We start from the raw sequence: 15,518 nt of genomic DNA, 5'->3' as shown, positions 1-15,518 counted from the left end.
CAGTCATTAAATTCCAACATTAAACGGAACTCTTTTAACCTATTTGAACAAAATAACATTTTTCCCATAACTCATGCGGCATTTTCCGTAAACATAGAAAACAGTTTATATATATATTAATGGTGCTGCCTGTGTTCTAGATCTTTCTTAACAGCCTGATTCGTTTCTCGATTCAACATAGGCAGTTTAATCCAAAAGTCACTTCCTTCTCCTATTTTGCTAACAACCCCAAATTCCCCGTTCATCAGCTCTATCAGTTGTTTTACAAGTGAAAGTCCGAGACCGGTTCCTTCAACTTGCACATGTTGAATACGATAAAAAGGTTCATATATTTTTTTCAATTCTTCTTCGCATATCCCGATTCCGGTATCAATTATGTGAATAACTAGAAATCCGTTTTGACATTTACAGGTTATATGGATCTGTCCACCTTCAACATTATATTTAATCGCGTTATCTAACAAATTTAAAATGACTTGTTTTAATCTTAACGAGTCAATGTGGATCATTTGATCCACACACTGATCAATGCTTTTGATGATTTTGATCCTTTTTTTGTTTGCCGCAGGCTTCATCAATGCTATACATTCACATATGACCGAATCAATTTGTACTTCGTCATTTGAAATTTTTATTTTTCCTGTTTCAATTCTGGAAAGATCTAAAATTTCATTAATCAAATTTAATAAATGGCGGCCTCCTTTTAAAATTTCTTCCACAAATGCTTGCTGCTGCTCCGTTAGCGATTTATCTAGTTCCAACAAATGAGAAAAACCAAGGATTCCATTTAACGGCGTTCTTAATTCATGACTCATTTTCGATAAAAATTCCGATTTCGCCATATTGGCTTTGACGGCTTCTTCTTTCGCCTGAATAATGCTGTTTTCCATCTTCTTTTGTTCTGTTATGTCTTCAAACGTCCATAAATGGCCTTTCAGTTTCCCGTCCATATAAAAGGGAAAATAACTTCTTTTCAAGATTTTACCATTTTTGGTGTTCACTTCATCAGAGAAATGCTTATAGGGCGTGAAAATCTTTGATACTTCCCCTGTGTTCTCTTCAACCTTTCGGCCAACGGCTGGAAAATAATTTGTGATGTTTTTCCCAATCAGCTGTTTTATTGGCTCATTGATTTGAAAAATTTTCAATATCGTCTTATTTAAGGCGATAATCTTCATTTCATGATCAATCACAACAATTCCGATTGGCAGATTGTCAATAATCGTCCGTCTTAGTGCATTCGACTCATTTAATTTCATTTCCTGCTCTTTTCTGACGGTTATGTCTACACAAGAACCGATGACTTCAACAACTTTTCCATTTTCTATAACCGGACTTAACACAGCCAAGTAATCATATCCGTTCAGCTTTCCCTCAAAATGGACAATCTCGCCATTCCAGGCTTTCTGATAAGCTCGAAGCTGCCCTTCAGCGACTTCTTTCGGCAAAAAATCCCGCAAATCCTTTCCAATAATCTCATGGGGAGAATAGCCAAGTTTATAGAGCAATTCCCCTGCACATAACGTATGGATAAACTGATCGTTTATTTTGACGAACTTAAATGTCATTCCTTGCTGGCGTTCTAATGTATTCATTAAATCTTTCTGCATTTTTCGAAGTCGTTTTTGATATTGTTTTAATTCTTTCATATCTTTGGCGATGACGAAAAAACCTTCATTTTTTCCTTCAACGATCATAGGGACGAACGTTAAAAGTAAAGGAATCCATTCACCTTTACTATTTTTAAACGAAACTTCCATTTCATTTTCGTTATGCTCCAACAAACGATTCATTTTCTGTTTTACCCTTTCGGCATCGTCTTGAGGCAAAAACGAAAAAATCGATTGATGAATCATTTGTTCTTTTTTTGCTTTTAAGATTTCTAATCCTTTAGGATTTATATTCGTAATCATTCCGTCGATATTAATGATGAAAACGATATACGGATTATACGAAATCAATGACTCGTAATATAGATTTGTTGTTTCAAACTTTCTTTCTAGCTTGTTTTTTTCTTTTTGAACAAATGCAAAAATCATAAAAATCATGATGATTGAAAGGAGAAGTTGATTTGCCAGCAATGTAGAAACCGAATAAATCTGCTCATATATGAATAATCCAGCTTTTTTTATTTCATTCATTACCGTGTATTGAAAAATGAAAATACCCAATCCCAAAACAATTGAAGGTATTATGATCGCTTTCATTTGAAGCTTTTGAGATCGCTTATTGTGATGGAAAAAGGCAATCACTGCTCCCGCTAAAACAAAAGCGATTAAGTTAGAAAGAACGGAATAAAATCCGTCATATTCATTCCCTTTCAATGATTTTATACCAATATAATATATTACAAAAATACTTAAACCCACTACAATCGAAATCGCCGCTGCATTAGAAACATTTTTTTGTTTATCTTTCATGGAAAAAGCAGCGAATGATGCAATGATCCCTAGCAAAAAAGATAATAACGTATAGACGGTGTAATACGTTGCAATCAAATATAAATCATCACCGAGCATGTCAATAAATTGCATCGACCAAATTCCTAACCCTACCCATATCGTTCCTAACATTATGTATAACCACTTATCCTTTTCAGTAGACACCTGTATGTTCTGAATCATGTGAACAGAAAAAAAAGAAGCAATGATTGCCATGACGACAGATGAAATCACTAACTCCCAATTAAACAAAGCTTCCATGTTTCACACACCTTATCTTATTTGCTTACATCATAAACAAATAAAGAAGGTTAGACAATTATTTTTACTCTGTGGAACCATTTTGAACAGAACGGAACAGTTTTTTTAGTAAAATATTAAAACTGTTTTTTGAAGACGGTGGAGTAATATGCCAAAGAACTTTGCAGATAAGCGGGATACTTTTATTAAAAAGCGGAATTTAAAGCGTCATCCTAGTATTGAAAAAACAAAAAAAGCACCGAGATTTAAGAAATTTTATAGGTGCTATTGCTCTCAAACAATCATTCTATATGAAAAATTTCATAGAAGCAATTTTAAATGTTCTTAACAATCTTTGCATTTTATTGCACCTATTGATTCAAAAATCTCTTAGTGCAGCATTGTAAATGTTATATTTATTTATTTTTGTAAAATATAAAAATTCTTTTGATTTAAAGAGTACAACTACAGAATATGACTTGCAATGATTCGATCAAGCTTCCGAATATTCACTTTTTTATTTAATAATAATTTGAATTTCCCTGCCCTAGTCCATAGTTCGAGTTCTGCATTAAGATCAATCTTTCCTCCATTTTCAGAAGAATACATGACAATCGATTTAAATGGAATGGTGTAGATTTCCACTTTTTTACCTGTAATTCCTTGACGATCGGCAATGATTATTCTTTTGTTCGTCACGACCGCAACATCTCGAACCGTTTTATACGCAGCTTCCGCAGTTTCCCCTTCAATTAAAATTTCCTCCACTTCTTTTGGAACATCTGTCTCTTCATAAAACGTCCAAGTCATAATAGAACCTACATTTGCCATACCTATTTTCCTCCCCAATTTGCTTCATTTATGAACAATAAACATAATTTTGGCAAACTGTCTTGGAGCTTATCTTACAAATGTGATAAAATCAACGTTCACTGGTTCATGCCGTTCAGATCGCAGTCTCAAGTTGATCTGTCCTCGATGGTAATGTCCGTGCAAAGCGACATGAGTTAAAATTTCCCTTAATGTATTTTGAAACTCGATTCCTTTACTGTTTTTGTAAGTGACAATGTTGTCTAAATCACGATTCGTCAAATTTTTCAAAAACGATGTAATGCTCTGTTCATTTTGTTTTGCAAGTTCTGCACAGGCATCTATATGTACATCCTCCCAAATCGCAATGTGTGAGCTGTCCAATCCTTGTAATCTTGTAAACCATAGTTTTTCAGTTAAAAGAATATGCGAAAACAAGCGCAGCGCCCCATTATTTTCCCCTTCAATCTTTTGCAAAGTGTCTAATATACGCTCGTTCGCCCAATGCAAGTGCTCAAACATCTTTTGAATCGTTTCCAATAAAAATCCTCCTTCTTTACTTTACTATGTATGCAGCAAATGCTGTTCCTTTGAGTTAACTGACAATGATTAGGTTTTATCGTATAAAAGTTCGTCAAATACACGGTATATTTTCTGAATATTCTAATAATTTATTGTTAGCAAGCTGATTATGAATTCCTGTTTTTGACTGTTTTATCAAATTGGGAGATATCCAACCTTTTAAAACTTTTTAGGAAAGAAACTCCAAAGATTGTTCAGAGTTTTGCATTCTGCCTCGCAAAATGACAAGTGTTGAAACAATTATAACATGAGTTCGCTTAAAAATTTAAACATTTTTTCAGTCTGCGAGCATAATTAAGCTCTCTATTATTAATCCAACTTCTGTAAAATATTATGCAAAATGGTTCATCACCAAAAGATGTACTTGATTTTTACGTTAAAATGTGATAGAGGTCTCTAGACGGACACGCAAAGTAAAACGCTGGATATTTCGATACCCATATCCTCGCCTTTTGATCAATTTTATTTTGTTGTTGATTCCTTCCATTGGACCATTTGAGTAAGAAAAAACGATGCAAGAAAGCACTGCGTCTCTTCGGGTGATGAGTGCCTTGGCAATACTGCGTACGGCGGCACAGTCGCTAAAAAGGTACCGGTCAAACCATTGGGTCAAACGAGTTTCGGCTTGCTTTCTTGTTTGGCTTTTGGATACGTAACGGAAATGTTGAAGTGCTTGATAGACATCACGTAAATAAGCACTTTCTTGGCACCATTGTCGAACTTCCTGTCTCTCTTCTTCTGTTAATTTTTCTGGACGTTGGCTTAACAATCGGCACACGCGGCGAACGCTTCCATGTTTGGTTCCGCCTTTGGCAAGGTATTTGCGACAACGTTCCAGTGCATCGGTGAATAACTGAATCACATGGAAGTGGTCAAGAACATGGATGGCTTTTGGACATACCTTTTCAATGGCTTTTCTCATGGCAGGAGCCAAGTCGCTGACAACATACTTCACTTTGGAGGCGACGGGTTGAAGCGCCTCCACAATGGCTTCTTCATTTTTTCCAGAAGCAATGGAAAGGACATTCCGAGTCTGTGTGTCCATCACCGCTACTCCGTAATCATGTCCCTTTCGGAAAGCGAATTCATCCACACATACTACTGTAGGATTCGATGTTGGTAAAAGAGCCGGGGCATATTGATAAAACCAGCGTTCTACTGTCGTATAGGCGAGTTGTAACAAGCGAGCGACTTCTTGAATCGTTTTTCCGATGCATAACTGGGCGACCCAATGTTGAAACGATTCCGTCGCGATACTGTGAGACGGAAGTCCCGGATAAGAAACGGTGAACGTCAGAAAACAGGCTTGGCAACGCCGTCTTTCTATGGGAAGTTCAATCCAAAATAAACCGACCGTATTTGTATAGCCATGAATCCATTGTTTTCGTTTCGATGATATTTTGGTTGTCCGTCCGAAGCAAGTCGGGCAGATCGGACAATGAGGAGGGAGGGAAAGTTCAAAAATCCATCGTTCTCCCTCTTTTCGTTCTCCATGAATAAGAAAGCCTGGTAAAGTGATCAAATCTTTGATAAACTGAGATTGCATGCGAAATTTCCTCCATGGTTGATGGTTTGGTCACCTTTACCATACAGGAAATTTCGCATTTTTTGTACCCTTGATCAGAAAACAACCTGATTGTCAAGTACATTTTGTGGTGAACAGCTATGAGGAGTAAATTTATCAATTTTCGGTAGTATTATGCAATTACGACTTATCCACAGTTGGTAAAATTTTCCAGTTAAATTTATTTACAAAAAGGGTCAAAAAGAACCAATTTTGCTTATTTTTTTAAAAAATGTGGATAACTTATTTTTGTTTGTTGTGGATAACTTTTTTTCTTTGCCAAACATCACATCCTTTGGTACAATTAATTCGCTAGGTAAACCTAATTTGCATAGGTTTTCCCAGTTGTGCGATATCCTCGTCTGTTAGTGTTTGCCCACGGAAGGCTTCTAACAATCGCGAGGATATTTCTTTTATCGTTTTCTTCATGCTTCTCAATATTTTTGACCCATGCTCATGTAACACCATGATAATCTCTGTAATTTGGGTTAATAGGTAGTGATTTTTCATGGCATTGTAATCTTGGCTGCTTGCGTGTTCAATGTGGTAGCGCAGGTTTTTTTGTCTGTTAAACCCCTCATTCTCTATTCTCCAGCGGCTTCTGCCAGCGTTCATCAGTTTCTTTGCATTGTTTTTTGTGATTTTTATATCTGTGATAAAGGTAAATTTTTGTTTTCTTTTTTCATCTTCTAATTCGCATTCGAAAACATTCACCCCAAAGCCTCTGTAATCAATATCGTTCACCCAGGTGATTTCCCCTCGCTGTTCGCTTTCACGTATCTTTACCACATTGGCTTTCTTGCCTTCCTCCTCTTCCATATTTTTTAACGCTTGAAACTCATCGGTGATGCTTTTAATACGATCTTCCTTAAAACGGAATAAGTAGTTCCAATTATTCGCCTTGCATTGTTTAAATACATTTTCGCAGGCATAAAGACTATCGGCAATCAGACAGATAGGCAGTTTTTTAAAGGTGTCTTTCAGTCTAGCAGTCAGTCGATAAAAAGCATTCAACTCACAATCTTGCTTTTCCACGTCCTCTGATTCATTTTCAATAAACTCGGAGGCCACACTTAGTACCATATTTCCCACAATTAACTTGGCTTCCAAGACATGATGCATGTAGATGGTCTTTATTTTTTCTTCACCCGTTTCCTTGTCTATGTATTTGCGCTCCCGTTTCAGGCAGTGTTCACAATGTTTTTTGTCAAAAGTAAAAATACCGGTCCCATCTATGGCAATACCCCAGTATTTCCCATTGATACGATAGGATTCAAAACACCTCTTTTTGAATAATTTCTTGATCATATCGATTCGGATCCTTTCAAGTTCTGCCGGGTTCACTCGTGCCAAAAAATCATTGATTGTGTCATAATGGGGCAGTTCTTCCAAATCTTCATTCCCCAACAATTTCCCCAAATTTTTAATGCACTCTTCCTTATTAAATTCGTTTGTCATTTCGCGCATACTTTTTAAGTTGCATGCATTTTTCAAAATAACCATCATCAAAAGGACTTCCGTGTCATAGGTAATATAGCTTTGGTGCCTTGGATCATCAATAGTTTTGAGCAATTTGTTTAAATTTTTAAAAAAGTGATTTTGTGTTTTTAGCAACTCGAATAAATAATTTACCTCTTTTTCCTTTTCACGCTTTTCCTTCCTCGTTACCATAAAAAAATCCCCCCCAAATGCCAATATATTAGGTTTTTTACATACCCTTATTATCACATATTTGGCAAAGTTTGGGTGGAATTATCTCGAAGAATTTTTACTCTTCAGGGCTGTGTGGTGAAGAGCCTGCAAAATTACATATTCAATTTACCTGCTTGACAGCCGATTTTCTCATTGATTCGTTCAATCATTTCGCAAACTTTAAAAGTCGGATAGATCATATGCTTGCTGGACAGATCAAGCAATCAATAGTTTACTTGCTATCAGTTAGTATTTAATAATAGAAGAAGGAAAGGGGTGACATCAAACGACAAATAGTTAATATTTATATCTATAGAAGGAAAGAGGTTGTAATAGCCTGACTCTTCTTTTCAACCTTTTGAGGCATTGAAGCTCTTCATATAGAACTAGCAAAAGGAAAACCATCCCCTTTTAGGAGAGGATGGTTACTTGACATCGTAGCCTTGATCTTCAATGGCGTTTTTCATTTTTTCAACTGTTACTTTTTTGTCGTCATATTCTACCTCAACAGTCCCTTTTTCAAGTGATACTTCGACCTTTTCGACTCCGTCCAGCTCTTTTAGAGCGTTTGTAACAGCCATTTTGCAGTGATTGCAAGACATTCCTTCTACTTGAAATGTAAGATTCATTTTCATTTCCTCCTTAGTATGATTTTAAGATATTCAGATTAAATCGTTGCAAATACTTTACAATTTTATTCGTTTTAAACGCAGCGCGTTTGTGACAACGGAAACTGAACTGAGTGCCATCGCTGCTCCGGCGATCCAAGGCTCCAAGAGGCCAAGGGCGGCAACTGGTATGCCGATTGAATTGTAGAAAAGAGCCCAAAATAAGTTTTGCCGAATGTTTTTCATCGTTTTTTGGCTCAAGGAAATCGCTTTTGGAATGTGTGTTAAATCGCCTCCGACCAAGGTGACGTCAGCCGTTTCGATGGCGACATCTGTCCCGGTTCCGATCGCCATGCCGATGTCGGCAACTGCTAGAGCGGGTGCGTCATTCATTCCGTCTCCAACCATCGCTACACGATATCCTTGCTTTTGTAGATCCTCCACGATTTTCGCTTTTTCCTCCGGAAGCACTTCAGCATATACTTGCCCGATCCCCGCTTCCTTCGCTACTGTTTCCGCTGTTCTTTTATTGTCTCCCGTTGCCATAAATATGTTGATTCCCATTTCCTTCAATGTTTGAATGGCTTTTTTTGAGCTTTCTTTAATAGTATCAGCGACAGCGATGATGCCGGAAAGCTCCCCATCAATTGCAACTAGCATAGCTGTTTTTCCTTCTGATTCAAGCTTCACCATTTTCTCCTCATGGGCTGAAGTTGCAATCGACCGTTCTTTCATCAGCTTTCTTGTGCCAACAAGTATATGTTTTCCATCTACTTTGGCTTCGATGCCATGTCCAGTCACGGCTTTAAAATGCTCCGGCTTTTGTATGTTGATGGAACGTGCTTTACCGAATTCCACAATTGCTTGGGCAAGCGGATGTTCAGAAGCGCTCTCAGCAGAAGCGGCATAATAAAGCATGCCTGTTTTTAATTCAATACAATCGGTCACTTCCGGTTTTCCTTTTGTTACCGTTCCCGTTTTGTCAAGGAGGACCGCATTGATTTTATGTGTTTCTTCTAGATGCTCTCCCCCTTTAAATAAAATCCCGTTTTCTGCCCCTTTTCCTGATCCGACCATGATGGATGTCGGCGTCGCCAATCCGAGTGCACAAGGACAGGCGATGACAAGAATAGAAATCGCTACTTCTAACGCTCTTGCCATATCATATGGCGTTATGAACAAATACCAAACAGCAAACATCACGATCGCAACGCCTACAACAATAGGAACGAATATACCGGATATGACATCGGCCATTCGCTGTATCGGCGCTTTCGATCCTTGCGCTTCTTCAACAATTTTAATGATGTTGGCAAGAGCGGTATCCTTCCCAATCTTTTCTGCCCGTATTGTTAAAAGGCCGTTTGTATTGATTGTGGAGCCAATTACTGCATCCCCTACTTTTTTCTCAACCGGGATAGATTCACCTGTGATCATCGATTCATCGACAGAAGACATTCCAGAAATGACCGTTCCATCGACTGGAATTTTTTCTCCGGGCTTTACGATTATCTCATCCCCTACTTTTACTTGCTCCAGCGGGATCCATTCTTCCTTCCCGTCGCGGATGACCAGCGCGTCCTTCGCTTGCAGGCTTAATAGCTTGGAAATAGCTTCTGTCGTTCTACCTTTTGCAATCGCTTCAAAATATTTTCCAACGAGCACTAGGGTGATCAAGATTGCGCTCGTTTCAAAATATAGATGCGGCATATGATCGGAACGGCCGATTGATTTGATCGCTTCGTACAAACTATAAAAGTAGGCTGCTGATGTGCCGAGCGCCACGAGCACGTCCATGTTTGCGCTTTTGTTTCTTAAAGCCCGGTAAGCTCCTGTGTAAAATGAGCCGCCGATATAAAATTGAACAGGTGTTGCCAGCAACAGCTGAAACCACGGATTCATAAACAGATCCGGCACCGCAAGCCCCGTTTCAAACGGTAAATGGGCGATCATTGTATACAATAAAGGAAGCGATAATAAAATAGAAACAATAAGCTTTCTTCTTTTATGATGCAATTGTTCTTTTTTTCGATCCGATTGATGGGTAGTCTCGTCCCGAACTTGTCCTTTATAACCAAGCTTTTTTATTTTCTCTAAAAGATCTTCAACCGAAACAACGCCTTCCCTATATTCCACAACAGCGCTGTTTGTCGCTAAATTGACAGTCGCATTTACAACGCCTTCCGTTCTTTTCAGCCCTTTTTCAATACGTGCGCTGCATGCGGCACACGTCATGCCTTCAATATCCAATGTTACTTTTTCCGATTCGACGCCGTAACCTAACTGTTCAATTTTCCGCTGGATGTCTAAAAGATTTTGTTTCGAAGGGTTATAATGAATAGTTGCTTTTTCCATCGCTAAATTGACAGTTGCCTCTACCCCGTCCATTTTATTCAGCACTTTCTCAATGCGCGCGGAACATGCAGCACATGTCATGCCGGTAATGTTTAATGTGACAAGCTTCTGTTCGCTCATTTGTTCCACCTCTTATTTAGAAAACTGTTTGATCACATCCATCAGCTCGCGAATCGACTCATCACCGCTTCCTTCTTTGATCGCTTTCGCAACACAATGGCTGGCATGCCGCTCCAACAGGTTGAAACCTACTTTTTGCAGCGCAGCTTGAATGGCTGAAATTTGGACTAAAATATCAATGCAATAACGATTGTCCTCAATCATTTTTTGTACCCCACGAACCTGCCCTTCAATCCGTTTCAGCCTCTTTAAAAGCTTGTCTATTTCATCAGAAGTTCTAGGAACCATTATTTTCTCGTGATCATGTTTTTCATTTTCTGTCACTGACACCCCTCCCCTCTTTCGTTTGTATACATTATACCCGTTACAGGTATAAAAAGCAAATGATTCATCTTTCTAGTTTTTTTACAAAGATTCAACTCTATCAAGTCGTGAAACACAATTTTCTGCAAAAGCTGACCGCATACTTAAGAGTGGACAATAAAATTCAAAAATTGGTAAGATTCGTTTTAATAAAAAATCAGATAGCATGAGAGGTGCCTTCATGAAATTGTTTTCGTTTATAAAGAGCATTCCTGTTAGAAGTTTTTTCGGGGACTTGAATAAAAAAAGCCCTCTTGGTATGATTCGGGGGTGTCAATCGCACGAATTGACCCCTAATTTGGATACCAAGGAGGACTATACATGAATTCTATCTCAAACAAGAAGATTAATCAAGTCACCGATCAAACGCTGGTTGTTGGGATGGATATCGCAAAGAAAAAACATTATGCCTGCTTTGTGGATGAGCGAGGAAGGGTGTTAAAAAAGCCGTTTCCCGTTCTGCAATCGAGAGAAGGATTGGAATGGTTGTACCAGTGCATCGTGGAAGCCATGAAGGAATTTGGAAAAACCGAGGTGATCGTTGGCATCGAGCCAACGGGACATTATTGGCTCAATCTCGCTTACTTTCTTGACGAGAAGGGCATTCCTCTCGTCATGACAAACCCGATGCACGTGAAGCGCTCCAAAGAGCTGGACGATAACCTTCCAACCAAGCATGATGCGAAAGACGCGCTCGTCATTGCCCGGTTAGTGAAAGACGGCCGATTCAGCTATCCGCGCATTCTGAAAGGGATGGAGGCCGAACTGCGCGTTGGAGCGACATTTCGCTCCAAATTGGTGGAAGAACGGGGAGCGATTCGAAATCAAATGATTCGCTGGCTTGATCGATATTTTCCGGAGTTTTCCCAAGTCTTCCCGTCATTTGGGAAAATGGCGCTCGCGGTGCTGGAATATACGCCATTTCCGAGTGATCTGGCAGGAAAAGAGCTGGAAGAGGTGCTGGCCCTTTACCAGCAAAGTGAGGGATTACAATCGCCACAAAAGCCGAAAGCGAAGAAGCTGATGGAACTGGCCCAACACTCCATTGGCGTAACGGAAGGACAACAGATGGCCCGTATCGAAATCGCCACACTTGTCCGCCGGTACCGCCAATTGGAGAAAGAAATCGAGGCACTGAATGAGCAACTGACAGAACTTGTGCAAACATCCGTGGAATACGAATGGCTCAAAACTGTTCCGGGCTTAGGGGATGCGACGATCGTGGAACTGTTATCGGAAATCGGGAGTTTTTCCCACTATCAGGATCCGCGCCAATTATTGAAACTTGCGGGACTGACCTTACGGGAAAACTCCTCCGGCCAACACAAAGGGCAAAAACGGATCTCCAAGCGTGGAAGAAGGCGGTTGCGCGCCCTCCTCTTCCGCGTGATGATGCCGATGATCCGCCACAACGAAGCGTTTCGGCAGCTGCACGACTATTACACGACACGTCCTGATAATCCGTTGCGGAAGAAGCAATCGATTGTGGTGTTATGCGGAAAATTATTGAAGGTATTGCACGCTGTATGTACGAAGCACCAAGCGTTCGATGCGAAGCGAATGATGCAGGACATCTTTGGCCTCGAAACGGCTGCTTGATGCCTATAGTCTCGATTCTCTAGACAACAAGGATGACACGGAGAAGCTGGCGCGATATCATCCATTCGACCTTGAGTCCCTAAAGGAGCTTAGCCGGCCTCTGCCTGATGACTAGACCGAACGAAGGAATGTAGGCGCAAGGATGCCAAGAGACATGGGAGGGTTCGTCATCATCAGCGATGCAGAGATCCACGGTGCATCCCATACGCTTCCCCCACTACAACCAAATTTAACCAGTAGTGGCCGCGAAGCGTACCCAGTCAATGTAAGATATACACATATTTAAGAAATAATGTTAGGAACTTTGTCGAAAAATATTTTTTTGACACCCCTGAAACGGCTACAACCGTTGATATATCAACATTTATAGAGGGAGGATGTATTTTTATATTTTTCTCTAGAACTATCGCTTATTCCCCAAAAGGTATTTCCTCGTCCAAAATTCCTCTTACAATAAATCGGGGCTGTCTAATAAGTCGATTTTCCGGCTTATAGACGCCCCTTTAATGTTTTAGAAACACTGATATATCAATGCTTATGATGATGTTTCGTTTTCAGTGGATTTTGACTTTCTGGACAGCCCCTGTCATCATTAAAACGGAAATTGACGCTCTTTTTCTTGAACTGAAACCCATTTTGTCACGGTAAATTCGTCGACAACCCATGGATTTCCGAAACGTCCTAAACCGCTTCCTTTGTTTCCGCCGAATGGAATATTTGGAGCATCATTGACTGTTTGGTCATTGATATGGGTCATGCCTGAATCAATGGACAACGCAAGCTGTTCCCCTCTATTCAAATCGCTGGTGAAAATAGAAGAACTTAAACCATATTCGGTGTCATTTGCCATTTCAATCGCTTCTTCATCTGATTCAGCCTTAATGATTGTCGCGATGGGCGCAAAAACTTCTGTTTGCGCGAGCTTGCTTGAATTTTTGACATTCGTAAAGACAAATGGAGTGAGGACGTTTCCTTCTCTTTTCCCTTCTAAGACAAGTGTTGCGCCTTCCTTCTTAGCTTCTTCAATGTAGCTTAAAGCTTTTTTCAGCTGCGTTTCATTGATTAATGGTCCAATGACCGTATTGGGATCGGAAGGGTTCCCATAAGGAAGAGATTTTGCTCTGGAAACAAATTTTTCCACAAATTCATCGTAATGATCTTTATGAACGATAAAGCGATTGACGATCATACAAATTTGTCCTTGGTGGATAAACTTGCCGAAAACAGCGGCGTTCACTGCCTGGTCTACGTCGGCATCCGACAGCACGACAAACGGACTGTTGCCTCCAAGCTCCAGCGCAACCCGTTTCAAATTGCGGCCAGCAATTTCACCGATATGTCTGCCAACGGCGGTGGAGCCGGTAAAACTAATTAAGCGCGGAATCGGATTTGTCAACATTTCATCACCGATTTCAGGAATATCGGTTAAAATCATGTTGAAGACTCCTTTTGGAAGTCCGGCATATTCAAATGCTTTCGCAATGATCGAGCCTCCAACAAGACCTACCTGTATATCCGGTTTATGGACAACGCTGTTTCCTAATGCAATCGCAGGAGCGATTGTTCTCATCGATAAATTCATCGGGAAATTGAACGGTGATATTGATGAAATCACTCCGAGCGGAAGACGGTAAATTTTGTTCACTTTCCCTTCAATTGCACTTGGGACTTCCCTGACTTCATGTATGGCTCCTGCATAGTTCAAGGCTTCTTCGAGAACCTCCAGCGTCAAGTGCAATTCTACATTCGCCTTTAAAACAGTTCCGCCTGTCTCACGAGTGATAACGCTTACAATTTCATCCTGATGAGACTTTAAATATTCTGCTGCTTTTCGAATAACTTCCTTTCTTTCTTCAACAGACGATTTCGCCCATTTTTTTTGTGCCTGTTGAGCGATTTCAAATGCTTCTTGCACTTGTTCTCTCGTTGCTAAACGCACTTTTGTGATGAGGGAATTATCGTAAGGATTAACATCTTCAAATATGCTTTCGCTTTTTCCTTCAACCCATTGTCCGTTAATATAGCTTTTATTGTAGTTCTCAAATTTCTCCATTTGGTCCCCTCCTAAAAATTCCGAATTTTCAATCCAATTTTATTAGTTTATGGAGCGGCTGTCAATCATTAAACATCATTTCATATTTTTCGTCCTGCTGTCATTGTATCAATTTGCTTGGTCCGCCATGAAATTGGCAAGCTTCTAAAAAACCTTTCATTGAGAACTGTAAGATTTTCAGGAAGCTGCATCAACATAGCAGCTATGCTCCGTTTTATAGATAAATATGTTTCGCTGCCGACTTCCATTCCAACTCAAATCCCAAATATTTCTCGCTATATTTCGACAATGTTTAAATGATTTTCGAGTCATTTTTATTGAAATGGTTCAGAAGTTCCATTTGATTGTGCTTTTGAAAAGTAGATCAACTGTATATAGTTTTGTTCAAACATACTTTTTGGCTTCTTACATTCTAGCAAAATATTTTAAGCCGATGCATCAGCATGTTCCATTTTTACTGTGCATATAATACGGCAGTTACTTGCCTGGATCTAAAAAGCGGTGATTCAACTCTCCATAAAAATAAAATAATAAAGAGAATTCTCACCGCTTCCAAAAACTATCAAAACATGGTAAAATAAAAAGGAACATTTGTTCGTTTATTTTCGGTCTGCCTTTCGTCACGAATTCATGAAGGGATCAAGGGATGGAGGGTTATTTTTGAAAAGAAGATAAAAAAACATACAATGCTTTCTTTTGCTCATCATTTAAAGTAGAAAGAATATGTTCTACTTGATCATCAACAAGAGATATGTCCTCGTTATCGATCATTTTAAAAAAGCTTCCCATCGGTATATTAAATCTTTGGCAAAATTTTTGAATGAGGCTAATAGGAATTTCTTGTTCACCATTTTCGATTCTAGAAAGCCTTGGCTGAGAAATTTCCAAATCCTCGGCCAGTTGAACCATCGATATATTATACTTTTTTCGCACTTCTCTTATTTGTTCTCCGATTTTTTTATTGATTTCCATCTGTTACATTCCTTCTTTGCTACTTCATCTATAATATAGTTTAACGTTTTCCTATTTTACTTTCAATTCGTTTTGTATTACTATAAAAATGAATATTTTTTATTCATTTTTATCTTCAA

General features: G+C 39.2%; 11 protein-coding genes. 1 reads left to right on the top strand and 10 read right to left on the bottom strand.

All coding sequences use genetic code 11. The annotated features are described in order from the left end of the window. Positions 1-116 precede the first annotated feature (116 nt). The 8 genes from NSU19_RS09110 to NSU19_RS09075 form a co-directional block, all read right to left on the bottom strand. On the bottom strand, positions 117-2,702 hold the full coding sequence (locus tag NSU19_RS09110) for a PAS domain S-box protein (RefSeq protein ID WP_339199827.1): 2,586 nt from the start codon (positions 2,700-2,702) through the stop codon (positions 117-119). A 444-nt stretch (positions 2,703-3,146) separates the two neighbouring features. After that, on the bottom strand, positions 3,147-3,512 hold the full coding sequence (locus NSU19_RS09105; RefSeq protein WP_063389575.1) for a PH domain-containing protein: 366 nt from the start codon (positions 3,510-3,512) through the stop codon (positions 3,147-3,149). 69 nt (positions 3,513-3,581) lie between these two features. Beyond that, entirely contained in the window at positions 3,582-4,031 is a 450-nt protein-coding gene (locus NSU19_RS09100; protein WP_063389576.1) for a DinB family protein, read from the bottom strand. A gap of 418 nt (positions 4,032-4,449) precedes the next feature. After that, positions 4,450-5,619 carry an ISL3 family transposase gene (locus NSU19_RS09095; RefSeq protein WP_021292746.1) on the bottom strand — a complete coding sequence of 390 codons (1,170 nt, stop codon included), beginning with the start codon at positions 5,617-5,619 and terminating at the stop codon, positions 4,450-4,452. A gap of 330 nt (positions 5,620-5,949) precedes the next feature. After that, complete coding sequence (locus NSU19_RS09090) at positions 5,950-7,332, bottom strand: transposase family protein (RefSeq protein WP_339198302.1); 1,383 nt, start codon at positions 7,330-7,332, stop codon at positions 5,950-5,952. Positions 7,333-7,754: 422 nt separating this feature from the next. Next, a complete protein-coding gene (gene copZ, locus NSU19_RS09085) occupies positions 7,755-7,958 on the bottom strand; it encodes a copper chaperone CopZ (protein ID WP_066246633.1) in 204 nt (67 codons plus the stop codon). Positions 7,959-8,015: 57 nt separating this feature from the next. Then, complete coding sequence (locus tag NSU19_RS09080) at positions 8,016-10,412, bottom strand: heavy metal translocating P-type ATPase (protein ID WP_339199825.1); 2,397 nt, start codon at positions 10,410-10,412, stop codon at positions 8,016-8,018. A 12-nt stretch (positions 10,413-10,424) separates the two neighbouring features. Beyond that, positions 10,425-10,700 (bottom strand): metal-sensing transcriptional repressor, encoded by a 276-nt coding sequence (locus NSU19_RS09075; RefSeq protein ID WP_063389602.1) that lies wholly within the window; start codon positions 10,698-10,700, stop codon positions 10,425-10,427. Positions 10,701-11,096: 396 nt separating this feature from the next. Between NSU19_RS09075 and NSU19_RS09070 the strand changes: the two genes are divergently transcribed. Beyond that, a complete protein-coding gene (locus NSU19_RS09070; RefSeq protein WP_339197673.1) occupies positions 11,097-12,374 on the top strand; it encodes an IS110 family transposase in 1,278 nt (425 codons plus the stop codon). A gap of 592 nt (positions 12,375-12,966) precedes the next feature. Here the strand turns inward: NSU19_RS09070 and NSU19_RS09065 are convergent. After that, entirely contained in the window at positions 12,967-14,427 is a 1,461-nt protein-coding gene (locus NSU19_RS09065; RefSeq protein WP_063389579.1) for an aldehyde dehydrogenase family protein, read from the bottom strand. A 654-nt stretch (positions 14,428-15,081) separates the two neighbouring features. Next, positions 15,082-15,399, bottom strand: coding sequence for a helix-turn-helix transcriptional regulator (locus NSU19_RS09060; protein WP_063389580.1), 318 nt, complete (start codon positions 15,397-15,399; stop codon positions 15,082-15,084). Positions 15,400-15,518 lie beyond the last annotated feature (119 nt).

The sequence above is a fragment of the Aeribacillus sp. FSL k6-2211 genome (assembly GCF_037966125.1).
In the GTDB taxonomy this organism is placed as follows: Bacteria; Bacillota; Bacilli; order Bacillales; family Aeribacillaceae; genus Aeribacillus; species Aeribacillus composti.
Note: the sequence above shows the minus strand (reverse complement) of the source record. Positions and strands in the feature narration are given on the sequence as shown.

Excerpts from the sequence above, each read along its gene's own strand:
- NSU19_RS09060 (WP_063389580.1), bottom strand. The coding sequence starts at position 15,399 with ATGGAAATCAATAAAAAAATCGGAGAACAAATAAGAGAAGTGCGAAAA.
- NSU19_RS09075 (WP_063389602.1), bottom strand. The coding sequence starts at position 10,700 with ATGGTTCCTAGAACTTCTGATGAAATAGACAAGCTTTTAAAGAGGCTG.
- NSU19_RS09065 (WP_063389579.1), bottom strand. The coding sequence starts at position 14,427 with ATGGAGAAATTTGAGAACTACAATAAAAGCTATATTAACGGACAATGG.
- copZ (WP_066246633.1), bottom strand. The coding sequence starts at position 7,958 with ATGAATCTTACATTTCAAGTAGAAGGAATGTCTTGCAATCACTGCAAA.
- NSU19_RS09095 (WP_021292746.1), bottom strand. The coding sequence starts at position 5,619 with ATGCAATCTCAGTTTATCAAAGATTTGATCACTTTACCAGGCTTTCTT.
- NSU19_RS09080 (WP_339199825.1), bottom strand. The coding sequence starts at position 10,412 with ATGAGCGAACAGAAGCTTGTCACATTAAACATTACCGGCATGACATGT.
- NSU19_RS09110 (WP_339199827.1), bottom strand. The coding sequence starts at position 2,702 with ATGGAAGCTTTGTTTAATTGGGAGTTAGTGATTTCATCTGTCGTCATG.
- NSU19_RS09070 (WP_339197673.1), top strand. The coding sequence starts at position 11,097 with ATGAATTCTATCTCAAACAAGAAGATTAATCAAGTCACCGATCAAACG.
- NSU19_RS09105 (WP_063389575.1), bottom strand. The coding sequence starts at position 3,512 with ATGGCAAATGTAGGTTCTATTATGACTTGGACGTTTTATGAAGAGACA.